Below are 21,700 nucleotides of genomic sequence, written 5' to 3'. Positions count from 1 at the left end.
CCGCCGCGCTGATCGTTTCTTGCCGGGCCGACGGCCCGCCCGTCGGATGAGCTGGTTCCTATGGTCGACACCCTGATCGTCGGTGGCGGCACCGCGGGCTGCGTGCTCGCCGCAAGGCTGAGCGAACAGCCGGACCACACCGTGCGCCTGCTGGAGGCGGGCCCGGTGTGGTCGGCCGTGGCCGAAATGCCCGCGCCGCTGCGCGATGCCACGCGCTTGCCGATCGGGCCCGAGTCGCGGTGGCTGTGGCGATATCCCGCGACACTGGCGGCGAGCTCGGACGACGATCGCGCCGTCGAGGGGAACCTGGTGCGCGGGCGGGTGCTCGGCGGCTCGAGCACGATCAACGGCAGCTACTTCGTGCGTGCGCCCGCGGCCGATTTCGCGGCGTGGAGCGCGGCGCTCGGCGGGGCCGCGGAATGGTCCTTCGAGTCCGTGCTGCCCGCCTATCGCAAGCTCGAGGACGACCGCGACTACGGCGACCGGCCCGGCCACGGTCGCGGCGGCCCGATCCCGGTGCGCCGCATTGCCGTTCCGACGCCGGTGAGCCGCGCGTTCGCCACGGCCGCGCGCGCCGCGGGCTTCGCCGAGGTGCCCGATCTGAACGCATTGCCGGGGACAGGTCCCGCCGAAGGCGTCGGCCCGGTGCCGTGCAATGTCGACGGTGGTGCGCGGGTAGGCACCGCGTCCGCCTATCTGCTACCCGCGCTCGGCCGACCCAATCTGACCGTGCGTGGCGGAGTCGTGGTCTCGCGCATCCTTTTCCGCGGTACCAGGGCGGTCGGCGTCGACTACGAGCACGGCGAGACCACCGGCACGATGACGGCCGATCGGATCGTGCTGTGCGCGGGCGCGGTGGAGTCGGCGGCATTGCTGCTGCGGTCCGGGGTGGGGCCGCCGGATCAGCTCCAGGCGCTCGGCATACCGGTCGTGGCGCCGTCGCCCGTCGGCGTGCGGTTCGACGACCATCCCGAGATCGGTCTCGAATACCAGCTCGACGCTCCGACGCCCGCCACGGTGCCGCTGGAGTACGTGCTGAGTCTCGACGACATCGAAATCCGGCCTTACACAGTCCCGTTCGCCGGGGACCGGCACCGCATGGGCGTCGCGTTGATGCGTCCCGAGTCCGCGGGGGTGTTGCGGTTGCGCGGCCCCGATCCGCTCGTCCCGCTCGGAATCGAGCACCGCTACCTCGCGGGCGCCGCCGATCGCGCGCGATTGCGGGAGGCCGTCGCACTGGCTGTCGATGTGCTGCGACGAATACCGGGTGCGTACCCGTCTCACCCGCCGCCGGAGGGCGGCGACGACGTCTGGCTTCGCGCGAATCTTTCCACCTCGCAACATCTCTCGGGCACCTGCCGGATGGGCGCCGAGCGGGACGAGCAAGCGGTGGTCGACGCGCGGTACGCGGTGCGCGGGGTGGGCGGACTGTCCGTGGTGGATCTGTCCGTGGTTCCGGTGCCGCTGAGCCGAGGGCCGCAGGCCACGGCGGTGATGCTCGCCGAACATGCTGCGGGCTGGCTCACATCGTGAAGTGAAAGACGACTGGGTCACAAAATGAGGAGGTCCGCCCCGGGTGTGAGCTGGCGGACAAAGCGGAATAACCGCCCTTGCCCCTGAATACGCGCCGGTACAGTTTGGGTCGGAAAGAAAGGCAAATGGTCAGCAATCTTGCAGGTGGGCGGTCCCCACGGCACGGCGTCGAACCCGGCACGCAACTCGGCGCTTTGGAAGCCTATGCCGCACAAGCACACGGATATCTTAGCGCGGGTGGCGAACAGCTGTCGCAGCTAGCCGGTCTGCTGCGTCCGCTCGTGCTGGAATCCTGGCTGCGCAGCCTGCGTAGCGGCGTCGATCCGATGGACGTACTCAGCGAGCGCGGCCTGCGCGGCGCCGATCTGCGACGCTACCGCGACGCCCATCCGATGGCTGGCCTGATGCCGCTCATCGACAAATTGCTCGTCGAGGACGCGGCCCGCACGGGCTTGATCGTTTTGATCGCCGACCAATTCGGCCGGGTCCTATGGGTGCACGGCAAACCCGAACAAATCACCGCCGCGGCCGAAATCGGTTTGCGGGCGGGCGACGATCTCAGCGAACGCCGGGTCGGCACCAATGCCGTCGGCTTGGTGGTCCGCACCGGCCGTGCCGCCTGGATCCACGGGCCCGAGCATTTCCTGCACCGCATGCACCAGATCACCGGCGCCGCAGCGCCCGTGCACGATCCGGACGGCAGGCTCGTGGGCGTCCTGGTGATAGCTGGTGGTGTGCGGGTGGCGAAGCCGGAGATTCTCGCGCTGGTGAAGGCGACCGCCACCGCCGCGGAGATGGACCTCGTGCTCAGTGCGATGCGCTCGGGACGGCACGGCGGGCCTGGGCGGGACCGACCCGAACCCGCGGCGCCCGCCGAGTCGCGCGGGCTCGGGCTCGACGTCCTCGGCCTCGGGCAGCCGCAGTTGACCATCGCGGGCGATCGAGTTCCGTTGTCGCAGCGGCACGCCGAGATCCTGCTGTTGTTGGCCGAACATCCGGAAGGACTCGGCGCGGATCACCTCGCGCTGCTGCTGGACGACACCGATCTGGACAACGGGACGATTCGCGCCGCCATGTCCCGGTTGCGCTCGGTGGTCGGCCCGACCGTGTTCGGCTCGCGCCCATACAAGTTGCGCGTCCATGTCGCAACCGATGTGGAGGCGTTGCGGGCCGCGTTGGATTCCGGTGATGTCGATTCCGCATTACGTCTCTATGCCGGTCCGGTGCTGCCGCGTTCCACCGCTCCGGGAATTATCGATATTCGTGACGAACTGCGCGTCCGATTGCGCACCGCGGTTCTCGGTTCGCGCGAGGCCTCGGTGTTGCGGCGATGGACCGCCGGTGCGGAGGGTCGCGACGACGCCGCGGCATGGGCCGCGTACCGGTCGGTAGTAGATCGCGATTCTCCGCTGTATGCGCAGATCGAAGCCAAGATTCGGGTGCTCGATCGCCGCCTCGGCGCTGATGCAACGCGGATGCAACGTTCCGGCTCATAGTCTGCACATCCGAAAGTGCGGTAGCTCACATAGCGACCCTGTTTGTGGTCGCGCGCACAAATCTGCTCGGAGTTAACTGTCTCCCGAGATCGAGATGGACAAGCGTCCAGATTTTTTTAGCTGAACTTGTTCCTTTTTATTTCCCGACCGCCTAATGTTCGCAATGCGCGGTGACATCCGTGTGATGTAGGAAACACCACCGGGGGCGTGGACCGACCCCCCGGTAGCGGAGTTGGAGGAACGATCAAGAGTTAGGCCCGGTGGCTCCGGCCGCCGATCTCTTCTCACCCATTGTTGGATCTCGCGCCGGTGACGTCGTCACCGTCCGCGCTCTCGCCGAATCGCCTTCCGGTGGCACCCATGCCGTCTCTTTGTGCTGCCCAAAAGCGCTCGGCCAGCAGTTGTTTCGCTATCGAGGAGGCTCTGGTGCACGGTACGGAGTTGGGTGGGTTCAGCGCGCGGCCGAACGGGAACGCGGCGAGCCATACACCGTCCCCCACGCCGTTTTCGCTGGCTCCCGCACAGCTGGGCCTCTGGTACGCGCAGCTGCTCGAGCCCGAGATCCCGATCAACGTCGCGCAATACGTCGATGTGCGCGGTGAGCTGGACGCGGCTCTGCTGCAAGAGGTTTCGCGCGAGGCGGCACTCGACTACGGATCTACGCTGGTGCGGCTCGGCGAGGACGGCGGCACGCCGTACCAGTGTGTCGATCCCGAATTGGCCATCGAGATCCCGCTGATCGACTTCCGCTCACACGCGGATCCGATCGCCGCCGCGACGGAATGGATGCGCGCCGACGCCTGCGCCCCGGTGGATCTCGTGCGAGACCGCCTGTTCGCGGGCGCGGTACTGCGGGTCGCCGACCAGCGCTACTTCTGGTACCTGCGCGCCCACCACATCGTGCTCGACGGCTACGGCGCGCTGACCAACACCATGCGGGTCGCCGAGCGCTACACCGCGCGGGTGCTCGGCACCGAGCCGGAAGCGATCCGGCCGGGCAGCTTGGAAGCGCTGGTCGAGGGCGAGATCGCCTACCGGGAGAGCGGGCGCTACCAAACCGATCGCGCGCACTGGGCCGAACGAGTGGCCGGGCTGGACGGCGTGACGAGCCTGGACCCGCGCACCGCGCCGCGTGCGGCGACCAACCTCGTCGTCGGACTCGGCCTGCCCGACGAGCTGGTCGAGCGGATGAACGCCGTTGCCGAGAGCCAGGATTCGACGCTCGCGGTCGTGCTGCTCGCGGCCTTCGCCGGCTACCTCGGCCGCCTGACCGATCGCGACGACGTGGTGCTGAGTCTGCCGGTCACCGCGCGCACCACCGCCGCGATGCGGCGCTCGGCGGGCATGCTCTCCAATATCGTGCCGCTGCGGATGACGTTGGGCGCGGCCACCTGGGGTGACCTGCTGCGCGCCACCCGCGTCGAGGTCGCCGGTGCGCTGCGGCACCAGCGGTACCGGCACGAGGACATCCGCCGAGACGCCGAACACGACGGCCGCCCGGCCCGGCGCGCGCTGTTCGGGCCGCTGGCCAACATGATGCTGTTCCGTAGCGACCTCACGCTCGGCACCACGACCGGCCGGTACCACGTGCTCTCCACCGGGCCGGTGGAGGATCTGAGCCTGAACGTCTACTACGGCGAGCGCGACCGCGTGCACGTCGACTTCGAGGCGAACCCGAACCTCTACGCAGCCGACGATCTGGCCCGCCACCACGCGCGCTTCCTCCAGTACCTGGAGCGCTTGGTGGCCACGGACCTGGAAACGCCGATATCCGCGATCGACGTGACGACCGAGCTGGAAATCGAGGTGAGCACCAGGATTTGGAATGCCACCGGCTGCGACGTCGACGCGCTGCTCGCCGCCCGCGCCCCCGGCGCGCATTCGCCCGCGACGCTGGTGTCGATGTTCGAGGCGCAGGTCGCCCGCACCCCGGACGCGGTCGCGCTTCGTTTCGCGGGCGCTGAAGAAGCCACTCTGACCTACCGCGAGCTGGCCGCCCGGGTGAACCGGCTGGCCAGGTATCTCATCGAGCGCGGTGTCGGGCCGGAGAGCCTGGTCGCGCTGCACCTGCGCCGGTCGCCGGAGCTCGTCGTCGCCATGTACGCGGTGCTCACCGCGGGTGCGGCCTACGTGCCGCTGGACCCGGACCATCCGGCCGAGCGCACCGCGCACATCCTCGCCACCGCCCGCCCCGTCTGTGTCCTCGGCGCCGAGGACCTGGAGCTCTGCGCGCCGACGGTGCGGCTGGATCACCTGGATCTCTCCGAATACCAGGACGGTCCGGTGTGGGAGCGCGAACGGATCGCGGCGCTGCGACAGGACCACCCCGCTTATGTGATCTTCACCTCGGGCTCCACCGGCAAGCCCAAGGGCGTGCTGGTGACCCACGGCGCCATCGTGAACCGGCTGGTGTGGATGCAGGAGACCTACCGGCTGACACCCGCCGACGTGGTGTTGCAGAAGACGCCCGCCACTTTCGACGTGTCGGTGTGGGAGTTCTTCTGGCCCTTGCAGATCGGCGCCGAACTGGTGCTCGCGCAGCCGGACGGACACCGCGACCCGGCCTACCTGCGCAAGGTCATTGCCGAATATCGCGTCAGCGTCGCGCATTTCGTGCCTTCGATGCTGGAAGTGTTTCTGGCGCACCAGGACATCGCGCGCGAGTCGACCCTGCGAGCGGTGTTCGCGTCCGGCGAGGCTTTGCCCGCGTCGCTGGCGCAGCGACTGCGGGTGCTGACCGGCGCCCGGCTGCACAACCTGTACGGTCCCACCGAAGCCGCGGTGGACGTCACCTTTCACGAGGTGACCGATACCGATACCCTCTCGGTGCCGATCGGCGCGCCGGTGTTCAACACCCGGCTCTATGTGCTCGACTCGCGGCTGCGGCCGGTTCCGGTCGGGGCTCCGGGTGAGCTGTATCTGTCGGGGGTACAGCTCGCCCGGGGTTACGTGGCCAGGACCGGCCTGACGGCCGAACGTTTCCTCGCCGACCCGTTCGCCGGTCCGGACGGCCCCGCCGCGCCGGGCGACCGGATGTATCGCACCGGCGACCTGGTCAGATGGATACCCGCATCGCGAAGCGATTCGATGGGGGGTGGTGGCCGGGCGACGGGTGGGCCCACCAACGGCGAGCTGGAATACCTCGGCCGCACTGATTTCCAGGTGAAGCTGCGCGGCCTGCGGATCGAGCTCGGCGAGATCGAGGCGGTGCTCGGCACGGTCGACTCGGTGGTACGCGCGGTCGTCGTGGTGCGCGACGACGCGGGCGCGGGCGAGCAGCTGGTGGCCTACGCGGTCGAGTCCGAGCCGGACACAGTGCGTCCCGAGCAGCTGCGGGCCGCGGCGACCGCGTCGCTGCCCGGCTATATGGTGCCCGCGGCCTACGTGGTGCTCGATGCCCTGCCGGTCAACGCCTCGGGCAAATTGGATCGCGGTGCGCTGCCCGCGCCGCAGCGTCGCACCGGTGAATACCGCGCGCCGGTCACGCCGGTCGAGCAGGCGGTCGCCCGCGTGTTCGGCGAGGTGCTCGGCCGCGAATCGGTCGGCCGCGACGACGACTTCTTCGCACTCGGCGGCAACAGTCTGGTGGCCACGCAGGTGGCCGCCCGGCTGGCCGCCGACTTGGGCTGCCCGCTCGGGGTTCGCGAGTTGTTCACCGCCACCACGGTGACCGATCTCGCCGAACTGATCGAGCGGGCGGGCGGAACCGGCGGCGCGTCCGCGCCCCGCCTGCTGCGGGTGGTGCCGCGGCCGCCGCTGGTTCCGCTTTCTCTCGCGCAGCAACGGATCTGGTTCCTGAACCGATTCGAACGCTCCGCCGACTACAACATGCCGTTCGTGGTGCGGTTGCGCGGCGACGTGGACGTGACCGCGCTGCGGCTGGCGGTCGCCGACGTGGTGGCGCGGCACGAGGTGCTGCGCACCGTCTTCCCCGCCGTGCTCGACGAGACCGGCGTCCCGGCCCAGCAGATCGTGCTGCACGACGACGAGGTCACCGTGCTCGCGGCGGCCGAGCCGATCGGCGCGGACGAGCTGGACGCGGTGCTCGCCGGTTTCGCCGCCACCGGATTCGACCTGGAGCGGGAGATCCCGCTGCGCGCCCGGTTGTTCGCCGTGGACGCCGACGGCTACGCGCTGGCCCTCGTGTTGCACCACATCGCCGCGGACGGACTTTCGCTGCGCGTGCTGGCCCGCGACGTGGCGACGGCGTACCGGTCCCGTCGGACCGGCGCCGCGCCGGACTGGGCGCCGCTCGCGGTGCAGTACGCGGACTACGGTCTGTGGCAGCGGGAGTCGCTCGGCGCGGCGTCGGACCCGGACGCGCCGCTGGCCCGTCAGCTGGCCTACTGGACCGAGGCGCTGGCCGAAGCCCCCGATCTGCTGGAGCTGCCCACCGACCGGCCGCGTCCCGCGTTCGCCACCGGACGTGGCGCGGTGTACCGCTTCGAGGTGCCCGCCGCGATCGCCGAGCGCGTCACCGCGACGGCGCGCGCCAACGGCCTTTCCGACTTCATGGTTCTGCACGCCGCGCTCGCGGTACTGCTCGCCCGGTTGTCGGGGAGCGCGGACATCGTGATCGGCACCCCGGTGGCCGGGCGCGGTGAACGCGAACTCGACGACCTGATCGGCATGTTCGTCAACACGCTCGTGCTGCGGACCCGGGTCGACGCCGCGGCGACCGGCGTGGAGTTGCTCGCCGCGGTGCGCGCGGCCGACCTCGCCGCATTCGGTCACGCGCAGGTTCCGTTCGAGCAACTGGTCGAGGCGCTGAATCCGCCGCGCTCCCAGGCCAGGCATCCGCTCTTCCAAGTGCTGCTCTCGGTCGACAATGCCGCCGACATCGAGTTCGCGCTCCCCGGAATATCGGTGCGCACCGGTACCCTGGACACCGGGGTGACCAAGTTCGATCTCCAGCTCACGGTCACCGCAGGCTTCGCCGGTGCCGGACTCGGGGAAGGTTCGGCACCGGCGGGGGTTCCGGCCGAATTCACCTACGCCACAGATCTGTTCGACGAGGCGAGCGTCGCCGACTTCGCGCGGTGGTACCTGCGCGTGCTGGAAGGGCTGACCGGCGATGCGGAGACGGCGGTCGGTGATCTGCCGCTGCTGGATACCGCGGAATTGCGCTGGGCTATCGAGCTGGGGACGGCTCCGGGGGCGAATTCGGCGGCGGTGCTGGACTTTCCGGGCGAGCTGGGATCGGTTGCGGAGCAGAACTCGCCGGTCGAGCTGAATTCGCCGGCGGCGCTGAACGTGTGGGCGCAGCAGGGTCCGTCGTCGGCGCGGGACTCGGCGGCGGCGGGTTTGTCGGCAGAGCTGGATGCGTCGACGGAGCAGGGTTCGTTTGCGCAGCGAGGCTCGTCGGCGGAGCTGGGGTCGTGGACGGCGCTGGGCTCGTCGGCGGCCCCAGGTTCCGCGCCCGCGACGCGCACCACGGGGGAAACGGTGCTCGCAGCGTTCGAAGCGCAGGTCAGCCGCACTCCGGACGCCGTCGCCGTGATCGACGGCCACCGCACGCTGACCTACGCGGAATTCGCGGCCCGGGCGCGTCGGCTGGCCCGGCACCTCATCGATGCCGGGGTGGGCCCCGAGACGCTGGTCGTGCTCGGCATGCGGCGCAGCGCCGACTTCGTGATCGCCGCCTACGCGGTGCTGACCGCGGGCGGCGGGTACGTCCCGGTCGACCCGGATCAACCGGCGGCTCGGATCGCCCACGTGCTGGCCGCCGCGCGCCCGGCGTGCGTGCTGACCAAGTCCGCCGACGACTGGGCGTCGGAAGACGTCCCGGTCATCGAGGTGGACACGCTCGACCTCACGGAGTACCCGGCCGCTCCGGTGCTCGACGGCGAACGCCAGCGCCCGCTGCGCGCCGCCGACACCGCCTACGTGATCTTCACCTCCGGCTCCACCGGACGCCCGAAAGGCGTTGCGGTGCAGCACGGCTCGATGGCGAATCAGATCCGCTGGATCGTCGGCGAATACGGTGTCGGCCCCGCCGATGTGGTGCTGTTCAAGACACCTGCGACCTTCGACGTCTCGGTCTGGGAACTGTTCGCGCCGTTGACGAGCGGCGCGCGACTGGTGGTCGCGGCGCACGACGGGCACCGCGACAGCGCCTACCTCGCGTCGACCATCGCCGCGCACGGCGTCACGATGACCTCCTTCGTCCCCTCGATGCTCACGGTGTTCGCCGCGGCCGCGCCCGCCGCCTCGCTCGCCAGCCTGCACACCGTCCTCGTCGCGGGCGAGGCGATGACCGGTGAGGCCGCCGCGTCCTTCGCCGCCGTCAGCCGCGCCGAACTGCACAACCTCTACGGGCCGACCGAATTCACCGTGCATGCCACGCACGCACCGGTCACCGCGACGGCGGGTCCGACCCCGATCGGGCGGCCGGTGCGCGCCAGCCAAGTGCTCGTGCTGGACGGCCGGCTGCGACCGGTGCCGGAAACCGTTGTCGGCGAGCTGTATCTGTCGGGGATACAGGTCGCGCGGGGCTACCACGGCCGCGCCGAGCTGAGCGCCGAACGGTTCGTCGCCAATCCGTACGGACCCGCGGGCGCGCGCATGTATCGCACCGGCGATCTGGTGCGGCGCAACCGGGATGGACAGCTGGAATACCTGGGGCGCAGCGATTTCCAGGTGAAGCTGCGTGGTCAGCGCATCGAGCTCGGCGAGATCGAGGCCGCCCTGCTCGCCGCCGCCGATGTGCGCGCCGCCGCGGTGCGGGTCTTCGCCCATCCGGCCGGTGAGCTGCTGGCGGCGTACGTGGTGACCGACCTCCCGGAGGACGAGGTGGCCGCGGTACTGACGAGCAGGCTGCGCGCGGCGCTGCCGTCCTACATGGTGCCGACGGCTTACGTCGCTCTGACGGCCATGCCGCTGACCACCTCGGGCAAGCTGGATCGCAACGCGTTGCCCGATCCGGTTCTCACGGCCAAGGAGTTTCGCGCTCCCGGCACCCCGGCCGAACGGACGGTGGCCGAGGTGTTCGCCGAAGTGCTCGAGCTCGACCGCGTCGGCCTGGACGACGACTTCTTCGCGGTGGGCGGAAACTCGTTGGTGGCCACCCGAATCGCCGCGCGGCTCGCGGCACGGGCCGAAGTCGACGTGCCGGTCCGGCTGCTCTTCGAACATCCCACCGTGGCCGCGCTGGCCGCCGCGCTCGCCGACGCGCGGACCACACGCACCCGTTTTCCGCTGGTCGCCGCCGAGCGCCCCGACTTCGTGCCGCTGTCCTACGCGCAGCAGCGAATGTGGTTCCTGAACCAGTTCGACGCGGCGTCCACGGCGAACAACCTGACCGCCGCGGTGCGCCTCACCGGCCCGCTGGACCGGGCGGCGCTCGCCGCCGCCTTCAGCGATGTCGTCGCCAGGCACGAGGCGTTGCGCACCAGGTACCCGGCCGTCGACGGCATCGCACGGCAAGAGGTACTGCCCGCCGACCGAGGCCCCGTCTTGGCGGTCGATGACGAAGCCGGTGATCTGCTCGAACGGGTACGCGACCTCGCCGCAACACCTTTCGTCGTGACCCAAGCGCCGCCGGTGCGACTGACGCTGCTGCGCTGCGCCGACGATCTGTGGCGCACCGGCCCTGGCGGAGGTCATCGTGATGCCCGCGCCGCCGTGGTGCACGACGAACACGTGCTGGTCGTCGCCCTGCACCACATCACGGCGGACGGCTGGTCCATCGCGCCCTTCACGCGGGACCTGTTGCGCGCCTACGCCGCCCGCCGCGACGGCGCCGCGCCGGAATGGTCGCCCCTCCCGGTGCAGTACGCCGACTACACGCTGTGGCAGCGCCGAACCCTCGGCTCGGCGGACGATCCCGGCTCGCTGCTGGCCGAGCAACTGCGCTTCTGGTCCGCCGAACTGGCCGACCTGCCCGATCTGCTCGCCCTGCCCGCCGATCGGCCGCGCCCCGCAGCCGCTTCGGGGCGCGGCGCGCGCTACGCCTTCCGCATCCCCGCCGCGACCCACAGCCGCCTGCGCGAGATCGCCGAGTCCGCGAACGCCTCGCTGTTCATGGTGCTGCACGCGGCCTTCGCCGCCACGCTGGCGAAGCTCTCCGGCCAGCACGACATCGCGATCGGCACCCCGGTGGCGGGCCGCGGTGACCAGGCGCTCGACGAGCTGGTCGGCATGTTCGTCAACACCCTGGTGCTGCGCGCCGACGTGCGCCCCGACCGCACCTTCGCCGAACTGGTCGCGGCCGTGCGCGACGGCGACCTGCGCGCGTTCGCGAACGCCGACGTGCCGTTCGAGCGGCTGGTCGAGGCGCTCGAACCCGAGCGGTCGGCGGCAAGGCACCCGCTGTTCCAGGTGATGCTGGACTTCCAGAACACCGCGAGCGCCGCCGTCGAGCTGGCGGGGTTGCGCATCGATCGGCTCGACATCGACACGCGCACAGCCAAATTCGATCTCCAGCTGACCCTCGCCGAGACGGCCGACGGCCTCGACGCCGCCTTCGAGTACGCGACCGACCTGTTCGACGCCGACACCGTCGCCGCGTTCGCGGCCCGGTTACAGCGCGTGCTCGACGCGGTCTGCGCCGACCCAGGGGTGCTCGTCGGCGACATCGACACGCTCTCGGCCGGTGAGCGCACGCGACTGCTCGGCTCCTGGAACGCCACCGCGCGCGCCCTCGACCCCGCCGCGACGCTGGTGTCGCTGTTCGAGGCGCAGGTCGGACGCACGCCGGACGCGGTCGCGGTGAGCTTCGATGGCGAGTCGCTGGCCCACCTGGCGCCCGACCATCACCTCTCGTCGAGTCGCGACGCGACGCTTGCCCATCCGTCGCCCGACCACCTCTCACCGAGTCGCGACGCGACGCTGACCTATTCCGAGTTCGCGGCCCGGGTCAACCGCCTGGCCCGGCTGCTGGTGTCCATCGGCGTCGGCCCCGAGAGCACCGTGGCGATCGGCATGCGCCGCTCGGTGGACCTGGTCGTGGCCATGTACGCGGTGCTGACCGCGGGCGGCGCCTACGTGCCGGTGGACCCGGACCATCCGGCCGAGCGCATCGAGCACGTGCTGCGCGGGGCGCGGCCGGTGTGTGTGCTCAGCCGCACGGGCGACGGCCTGGTTCTCACGCCCTCCGAGCGCGATTCGCGGGTGTGGGCGGTGCTGGACGTCGACCAGTTCGACACCACCGACTACTCCGACGCCCCGCTGACCGACGCTGACCGGCTCGGTGCGCTCGTCCCGGGCAACGCGGCCTACGTCCTGTTCACCTCGGGGTCGACCGGCGAGCCCAAGGGCGTCGCCGTGTCGCACGCGGCGATCGTCAACCGGCTGCTGTGGATGCAAGCCGAGTACGAACTCACGGCCGAGGATGTCGTCCTCCAGAAGACGCCCGCGACGTTCGACGTCTCCGTGTGGGAGTTCTTCTGGCCGTTGCAGGTCGGCGCGAAGCTGGCCGTGGCGCGCCCGGACGGCCACCGCGACCCGCGCTACCTGGCCGAACTCATCGGCCGGGAACGGGTGTCGGTGACGCACTTCGTGCCGTCGATGCTCGCGGTGTTCGTCGCGGAACCGGAAGCGGCGCGGTGTGATTCGCTACGCATGGTGTTCGCCTCCGGCGAGGCGCTGACGCCGGGCCCCGCGCAGCGGCTGCGCACGCTGACCGGCGCTCGGCTGCACAATCTGTACGGGCCGACCGAAGCGGCCGTGGACGTCACCTACCACGAAGTCTCCGACGCCGACATCGACAGCGTGCCGATCGGCGTTCCGGTGGCCAATACCCGCGTGTACGTGCTGGATTCGCGCCTGCGTCCGGTGCCGGTCGGTGTGCCGGGCGAGCTGTACCTCGCGGGCGCGCAGCTGGCGCGCGGGTACGTCCGGTGGCCAGGCCTGACCGCGGACCGGTTCGTGGCCAACCCGTTCGCCTCTGCCGAGCGCATGTACCGCACCGGCGATCTCGTGCGATGGATGCCTGCGCGAAGCGCTTCGACGGGGAGCGGTAGAACGGGTGGACCCGAGCGCGGTGAGCTGGAATATCTGGGCCGCACCGATTTCCAGGTCAAGCTGCGCGGTCTGCGCATCGAGCTCGGCGAGATCGAGGCCGCGCTGACAGCGCTGCCGGAGATCGACCAAGCCGTGGTCGTGGTGCGCGACGACACCCAGCTCGTCGCATACCTGATAGGCACGCCCGCCATCGACGCCGACTCGCTGAAAGCGGCATTGGCGCAGCGCATTCCGGCATACATGGTGCCCTCGGCGTTCGTGCCGATGGACGAGTTCCCGCTCAACGCCTCCGGCAAGCTCGACCGCAAGGCGCTGCCCGCGCCGGTGTTCGAGGCGGCGGCGTTCCGCGCGCCGGTCACGCCCGCGCAGCAGATCGTCGCGCGCGTCTTCGCCGATGTGCTCGGCGCGCCGCGAGTCGGACTCGACGACGACTTCTTCGTGCTCGGCGGCAATTCGCTCACCGCGACCCGGGTGGTGGCCCGGCTCGGCGCCGCGCTGGACACCCAACTGCCGGTCCGGCTGCTCTTCGACGCGCCCACCGTGCATGCCCTGGCGACGCGGGCGGAAGCGCTGCGCGGTCGCGGCGGGCGTCCCGCGCTCACCACGCGCCCGCGGCCGGAGCGGTTGCCGCTCTCGCCCGCGCAACAGCGGATCTGGTTCCTGAACCGCTTCCTCGCCGACGCCGATGGGCCGGGCGACGCGGTGAGCAACATCCCGGTCGCGCTCCGGCTCGGCGGTGATTTCGATGCCGCGGCGCTCACCGCGGCGCTCGGCGATGTCGTCGAACGGCACGAGGCGCTGCGCACCGTGTATCCGGCCGGACCGGACGGCGCCGAGCAGGTGATTCTGCCGCGCCGCACGCCCGTACTGCGCCGCGAAGCGGTGGCGGAGTCGGCACTGGTCGAGCGCCTCGCCGCGTGCGCCGCGGTCACTTTCGATCTCACCGAAGAGACGCCCCTGCGCGCCCACCTGTTCGCGCTGACCGGAACCGGAACGGCCGAGCACGTGCTGCTGCTCGTGCTGCACCACATCTCGGCCGACGGATTCTCGCTCGGCCCGCTGGCCACCGACCTGATGACCGCCTACGCCGCCCGCCGTGACGGCAGCGCGCCGCAGTGGGCTCCGCTGCCCGTGCAGTATGCGGACTACACCCTGTGGCAATCCGAAATCCTCGGCGACGCCGACGATCCCGAGTCCCGCGCGCACCGCCAGCTGGAGTTCTGGCGGCGCGCACTCGACGACCTGCCCGATCAGCTGGAGCTGCCCGCCGACCGCAAACGTCCGGCCGTGTCCACCCACCGCGGCGCGACGCACCGGCTGCGCATCGACTCCGACCTGCACAGCGAACTGCGCGAGCTGGCACGTAAGCGGGAGACGACGCTGTTCAGCACCGTGCACGCGGCGCTCGCGGTGTTGCTCGCCCGGCTGTCGGGCAGCGCGGACGTCGCCATCGGCACCCCGGTCGCCGGGCGCGGCGAGGCCGAACTCGACGGCTTGGTCGGCATGTTCGTCAACACCCTGGTGCTGCGCAGCCGCATCGATCCGCGCGCGCGGTTCGAGACCGTCCTCGACGAGGTCAGAGCGCGCGATCTGGAGGCGCTCGCGCACGCCGACCTGCCCTTCGAGCGGCTGGTCGAACTGGTCGCCCCGAACCGGGCGCGCAACCGCCACCCGCTGTTCCAGGTGGCGCTCACCATGCAGAACTTCACCGTGCCCGTGCTCGAGCTCGCCGGACTCCGGGTGCGTCCGGTCGAGCTGGACGCGGTCGCGGCCGAGTTCGACCTCCAGTTCACCGTGCTCGCCGCCGACGACGCGGACGGCCGCGCCGATGGCATCGATATCGAGATCACCTACGCCACCGATCTTTTCGACCACGAGACGATCGCGGTGCTGGCCCGCCGTTTCACCCAGGTGCTCGCCGCGGTCGCCGCGGACGCGACGGTGGTGGTCGGCGACATCCAGCTGCTCTCCGCGGAGGAGCAGCGGCGGGCACTGGTCGAATGGGCTTGCACCGGAGCCGATCTGGCGGCCGCCGACGAGACGCTGGTGGACCGCTTCCGCCGCGCCGCCGCGCTCGACCCGGCGGCAGTCGCGGTGCGCGCGGGCGAGGACGTGCTGACCTACGGCGAGCTGGCCGCCAAGGCGAATCGGCTGGCTCGTCGGCTGATCGCCGCGGGTGTCGGGCCGGAAACCCTGGTGGCGGTGGCTCTTCCGCGTTCGGTCGAGCTGGTCGTCGCGTTGCTGGCCGTCCTGGAGGCGGGCGGCGCCTACCTGCCGATCGACCCCGACTATCCGGCCGACCGCATCGAGTACATGATCGACGACGCGCGCCCGATCTGCGCGGTCGGCTCGGCGGCGACGGGCCTGCCGCGCGACTGGTTCGGCGGCCCGGTGCTGGATGTGCACGCCGACCCCGAGTCGGTGAGCGCCGAGCCGCTGACCGACGCCGACCGCCGCGCGCCGCTGCACCCGGCGCAGACCGCCTACGTCATCTACACCTCCGGGTCCACCGGCCGCCCCAAGGGCGTCGTCGTCCCGCACCGCAATGTGCTGCGGCTGCTGGACAACACCCGGCGTCACTTCGAGTTCGGGCCGTCGGACGTGTGGACGATGTTCCACTCCTATGCCTTCGACTTCTCGGTGTGGGAGCTGTGGGGCGCGCTGCTGCACGGCGGTGAACTCGTGGTGGTGGACTACTTCACGTCGCGCTCGCCCGAGCAGTTCCGTCGCCTGCTCGTCGAGCGCGGGGTGACGGTGCTGAACCAGACGCCGTCGGCCTTCTACCAGCTCATCGCCGCCGACGCCGCGGCCGAGCCCGCCGAATTCGCGTTGCGGCAGGTCGTTTTCGGCGGCGAGGCGCTGGAGCCGCAGCGGCTGGCCGGATGGTTCGCGCGGTATCCCGACGGGCCACGCCTGGTGAACATGTACGGCATCACCGAGACCACGGTGCACGTGTCGTATCGTCCGATCGAGCCGGGCGCGGGCTCGGCCAGCGTCATCGGCGGCGCGATTCCCGGCCTCGCGGTGCGGGTGCTCGACGCGCGGCTGCGGCCGGTCCCGGTGGGCGTGCCCGGCGAGATCTACGTCTCCGGCGGCCAGCTCGCCCGCGGCTATCTCGGCAGGCCCGCGCTCACCGCGAGCCGCTTCGTCGCCGACCCCTACGCAGCGGACGGCTCGCTCGCCTACCGCTCCGGCGACCTGGCGCGCTGGACCCCCGACGGCGAGCTGGAATACCTCGGCCGCGCCGACCAGCAGGTGAACTTGCGCGGGTTCCGCATCGAGCTCGGTGAGATCGAGGCGGCCGTGCTGGATACCGGCGCGGTCCGCGAGGCCGCGGTGGTGGTGCGCGCCGATCTGGTGGACGAGGCGCGCATCGTCGCCTACGTCGTGGCCGACGGCCCGGTGGACGCGGCCGCGCTCCGCGGAGAACTGGCGCGGACGCTGCCCGAGCACATGGTGCCCGCCGCGATCGTCGCGCTGGAGCGAATCCCGTTGACCGTCAACGGCAAACTCGATCGCGCCGCGCTGCCCGCACCGGTCTTCGCGTCGACGGCCTACCGCAAGCCGGGCACGGTCGTCGAGGAGATCGTGGCCGGGGTGTACGCCGACGTGCTCGGCCTGGCCGCCGACGCGCGCCGGGTCGGCGCCGACGACGACTTCTTCGCGCTGGGCGGCAGCTCCCTGCTCGCCGCCAAGGCCGCCGCCCGGATCGGCGCGGCGCTGGGCGAACCGGTCGGCGTGCGCGCGCTGTTCGAGGCGCCGCGGGTCGCCGAACTCGCCGCGACCGTGAGCGCGGGCGAGGCCGGAGCCGCGCGGCCGCCGCTGGTGGCCGGTGCGCGTCCGGAGACGCTGCCGCTCTCGCCCGCGCAGCGGCGGATGTGGTTCCTGAACCGTTTCGACGGCGCGTCCGTCGCCTACAACATCCCGCTGGCGCTGCGGCTGACCGGCGACGTGAACGTCGCGGCGCTCCAATCGGCGCTGGCCGACGTCATCGGCAGGCACGAAGCGCTGCGCACCACATACCCGGAGCTGGACGGCGTGCCGACGCAGCGCATTCTGCTTGCGGCGCAGGCAGTTCCGGCACTGTATTCCGTCGACGTCACCGAAGCCGCACTGCCGGAGCGCGTTCGGGAGCTGGCGAGTTCGGCCTTCGATGTCACCGCCGAGATCCCGTTGCGCATGAGGTTGTTCCGGATCGGGTCCGCCGATTTCGTGCTGGCGGGCGTGCTACACCACATCGCCGCCGACGGATCTTCCGTCGCGCCGTTCGTGCGCGATCTGATGACGGCCTACACCGCGCGCTTGGACGACCGCGCACCGTGCTGGTCGCCGCTGGCGGTGCAATACGCCGACTACGCGCTCTGGCAGCGGGAACTGCTCGGCGCGGAGGACGATTTCGACTCCCGCGCCGCCGAGCAGATCGCCTACTGGACCGAGGCGTTGGCCGGACTGCCCGATCAGCTCGCGCTGCCCACCGATCACCCGCGCCCGGCGCGGCAGAGTCTCCGCGGCGCGAAGACGACCCGGCCGGTGCCGCCGCGGTTGCACGAGCAGCTGATCGGCCTCGGACGCGCGCACGGTGCGACGCTGTTCATGGTCGTGCACGCCGCGTTCGCCGCGCTGCTCGCCCGGTTGTCGGGCACCGGCGACATCGCCGTCGGCACCCCGATCGCCGGGCGCGGCGAGGCCGAACTCGACGACGTGATCGGCATGTTCGTCAACACCCTGGTGCTGCGCACGCGCGTCGAAGGCGGACAGACCTTCGCCGAGCTGCTCGGGCAGGCCCGAGGCGCCGACATCGCCGCCTTCTCGCACGCCGACGTGCCGTTCGAGCGACTTGTCGAGGTGCTCGAGCCGCGGCGCTCCACCGCGCGGCACCCGCTGTTCCAGGTCGGCTACTCGTTCCAGAACCACGAGCGCGGCGAGCTGCGGCTGCCCGGGCTCACGGTGCACGAGCTCGAATTCGACAACGGCGTCGCGCAATTCGACCTGCACCTGTTCGCCGTCGACCGATACGCCGCGGACGGCACACCGGAGGGCATCGAGCTGACGCTCGGCTACGCGACCGATCTGTTCGAGTCCGCGACCGCCGAACGTGTGATCGGCCGACTGGTGGATGTGCTGGAATGCGTTGTCGCACAGCCCGGCACCCTGGTCGGAGAGCTGGATATGCTCGGCGAGGAGCGTGCCCGCGTACTGGGGGAGTGGAACGCCACGGCCCATCCGGTCGAGCCGGTGACGCTCGCCGATCTGGTGGACCGGCAGGCGGCACGGACGCCGAACGCGGCCGCGCTGATCGACGCCGACACCGAAAAGACGCTGAGCTACGCCGAGTTCGATGCTCGCGTGAACCGGCTGGCACGGGCGTTGATCGGTCATGGCGTCGGCCCGGAGCGCACGGTGGTGCTGGCCATGCGCCGGTCCGTCGAGCTGGTGATCGCCATGTACGCGGTGGTGCGAGCCGGTGGCGCGTACGTGCCGGTCGATCCGGATCACCCGGCCGACCGCATCGCCTACATCGTCGACACCGCCGCGCCGGTTTGCGCGCTCACCACCGTGGCCGACGGCATGCCGATCGAGACCTCGGTGCGGGTGCTGGAGGTGGACTGGCTCGAGGCGGCGCACCGATCGGCGGCGCCCGTCACGGACGGCGAGCGGATTCGGCCGCTGCGCCCGGAACACCCGGCCTACGTCGTCTTCACCTCGGGCTCGACCGGGCGGCCGAAGGGCGTCACCGTTCCGCACGCGGCGATCGTCAACCAGTTGGTCTGGCTGCGTGAGCGTTTCGCGCTCGGCGCGACCGACCGGACACTGTTGAAGACCCCCGCGACCTTCGATCTCTCGGTGTGGGAGTTCTGGTCCCCGCTGGTCACCGGCGGCGCGCTGGTGGTGACCCGGCCCGGCGACGAGCGCGACCCGGACCGGTTGCGCGCGCTGATGGCGCGGCACGGCGTGACGGTGCTGTACGCGGTGCCGTCCCTGGTCGGCATGCTGCTCGCCGCGACGCCGGATGCCCCGCTGCCCGCCGGGATGCGGCAGGTGTTCGCCATCGGCGAGGCGCTGGCGCCCGCTACCGCCGCTGAGTTTCTCGATAGAGCGGCAGGCACGCGGCTGCACAACCTCTACGGACCCACCGAGGCGGCGGTCTCGATCACCGCGCACGAGGTGGTCGCGCGGCCGAGCCGGACGGTGCCGATCGGCGCGCCCGCGTGGAACAGCCGGGTGTACGTGCTGGACGGCAGACTCCAGCCGGTCGCGGTCGGCGTCGCGGGCGAATTGTATTTGGCTGGCGTGCAATTGGCGCGCGGCTATCAGGGCAGGCCTGGGCTGACGGCGGACCGTTTCGTCGCGGACCCGTTTACCGAGGCGTCGCGGATGTACCGCACCGGCGATATCGTCCGGTGGCGCGCCGACGGCGAGCTCGAATACCTGGAGCGGGCCGATTTCCAGGTCAAGATCGGCGGCTTCCGCATCGAGCTCGGCGAGGTCGAGTCGGCGCTGCTGCGCCTGCCCGAGGTCCGGGCCGCGGTGGCGGTCGCCAAGAAAGACGAGCGGGCGGGCGCGCGGCTGGTCGCGTACGTCGTACTGGGTGACGGGCACGCCGAATCCGCGGCGGACCTGCGCGCGACACTCGCGACGCGGCTGCCGACCTATATGGTGCCCGCCGCCATCGTCGTGCTGGATTCTCTGCCGCTCAACACCAATGGCAAGGTCGATCGCGCGAAGTTGCCCGAGCCGGTGTTCGCCGAGGCGGCCTTCCGCGCACCGGCCACCGAACTGGAGCGATTGGTCGCCGCCACCTTCGGCGAGGTGATCGACGGTGCGCACGACCCTGAGGCCAGCCGGGTCGGCGCCGACGCCGACTTCTTCGCTCTCGGCGGCAATTCCCTGCTCGCGACGCGGCTCGCGGCCCGGCTCGGCGCCGAACTCGGCGTACGGGTGCCGGTCGCCGCGGTGTTCGAGGAGCCGACGGTGGCTGGGCTCGCCCTGCGGCTCGCCGAGCTGGACGACGCCGAAGCGCGACCCGCCCTCGTACGGCGCGACCACAGCCGCCCGGCCCGCCTCGCTCCGGCGCAGCAGCGCATGTGGGTGGTGAACCGGCTCGCTCCGGACTCCGCCGCGTACAACATCCCCGCCGCCATCCGGCTCACCGGCGCACTGAACCACGACGCGCTGACGGCGGCCGCCCGGGACGTCCTCGCGCGACACGAGGCGCTGCGCACCCGCTATCCGGACCTGCCGGAAGGCCCGGTGCAGGACGTGTTGGACGCCGCCGCGGTGTCCTTCGACCTGACGCCGATTCCGGTACCGCCCACCGAGATCGACGCCCGCATCGCCGAATTCGTCGCCCTCGGTTTCGACGTGACCGTCGCACCTCCGGTCCGTGCCGCGCTGTTCGCACCGGCCGCCGACGAGCACGTCCTGGTCGTCGTGCTGCACCACATCTGCGCGGACGGCTACTCCATCGCACCGCTGACCAGGGATCTGGTCCGCGCCTACGCCGAACGCGCGGCGGGCCGCGCGCCCTGCTGGACTCCGCTCGCGATCCAGTACGGCGACTACAGCGAATGGCAGCACGCTCTGCTCGGCGCAGCGGACGACCCCAATTCGTCGCACGCACGGCAACTCGACCACTGGACCACAGAATTGGCGGGGGCGCCCGAAGTCTTGGCGCTACCGACCGATCGTCCACGCCCGGCGCACCGCGATATGCACGGCGGGGCTGTCGATTTCGAGGTCGACGCCGAGTTGACGACCTCGCTCGAGCAGACCGCGCGTGAGCACGGCACCACGCTGTTCACCCTGATGCACGCCGCGCTCGCGGTGCTGCTGGCCAAACTGTCCGGCACGTCCGACATCACCATCGGCGCACCGGTGGCCGGGCGCGGCGAGGCCGAACTCGACGACGTGATCGGCATGTTCGTCAACACCGTCGCGTTGCGCACCGAGATCGACCCGCGCTCCCGCTTCGCCGATCTGCTCCGCCAAGCCAGGGATCGCGACCTGGCCGCGCTCTCGCACGCCGACGTGCCCTTCGACCAGGTGGTCGAAGCCATGGGCCGCACCAGATCCAGCGCCTACACGCCGCTGTTCCAGGTGATGTTCACCTTCCAGAACATGCCCACCAGCCGGGTCGAACTGCCGGGCCTCGCGGTCGAAGTCCTCGATCCCGCGCCGGACGAGGCGAAATTCGATCTACAGCTCACCGGCATCGAGTGCTTCGACGCCGACGGTGCGCGCACCGGTATGGCGCTCCGATTCGGGTATGCCACGGACATTTTCGATGCGGCGACCGTCGAGCGATATGCCGAACGACTGCTGCTGGTGCTCGCCGCGGTAGCGGCGGACCCGACCGTCGCGATCCGCGCCATCGACATCCGCACCGACGGCGAGCAGCACCCCTCGGCAGCGCCGACGGCAACGGTCGCCGACCTGCCCGAGCTGATCGCGTCGGCCGCCGCTGTCGCTCCCGGCGCGCTCGCCTTCAGCCACGGCGCGCACCGGGTGTCCTACGCCGACCTCGCCGTGAAGCTGACCACCGTGGCCAAGGCCATGGGCGCGGCGGCGACACCGGAAGTCCTCATCAACGTCTCGCTCGCCGGGCTGGTGCCCGGCGTACTCGCGGCGCTCGGCGGCGATGGCCTCGCCGCCGCGCTGCACCGCCTCCTCGCCGAGGCTCAGGCCGTGGTCTCCGAAAGGAATTAGCT

Annotated in this window: 3 protein-coding genes; all 3 read left to right on the top strand. The window is 71.1% G+C overall.

The window, feature by feature from the left end:
- The first annotated feature begins 60 nt into the window (after window positions 1-60).
- The 3 genes from mftG (at window position 61) to AB0H49_RS27780 (ending at window position 21,698) form a co-directional block, all read left to right on the top strand.
- Entirely contained in the window at window positions 61-1,533 is a 1,473-nt protein-coding gene (gene mftG / locus AB0H49_RS27790; protein ID WP_357255665.1) for a mycofactocin system GMC family oxidoreductase MftG, read from the top strand.
- Between the two features lie 125 nt (window positions 1,534-1,658).
- Entirely contained in the window at window positions 1,659-3,029 is a 1,371-nt protein-coding gene (locus tag AB0H49_RS27785) for a GAF domain-containing protein (RefSeq protein WP_354998971.1), read from the top strand.
- A 426-nt stretch (window positions 3,030-3,455) separates the two neighbouring features.
- The gene (locus AB0H49_RS27780) at window positions 3,456-21,698 is read left to right on the top strand and encodes a non-ribosomal peptide synthase/polyketide synthase (RefSeq protein WP_357255663.1); all 18,243 of its coding nucleotides are present in this window, start codon (window positions 3,456-3,458) and stop codon (window positions 21,696-21,698) included.
- The last annotated feature ends 2 nt before the right edge of the window (window positions 21,699-21,700 follow it).

Source organism: Nocardia sp. NPDC050713 (assembly GCF_040654315.1).
GTDB lineage: Bacteria > Actinomycetota > Actinomycetes > Mycobacteriales > Mycobacteriaceae > Nocardia.
The sequence above is the reverse complement of the archived record's forward strand: the minus strand, read 5'-3'. Positions and strand labels throughout refer to the sequence as shown.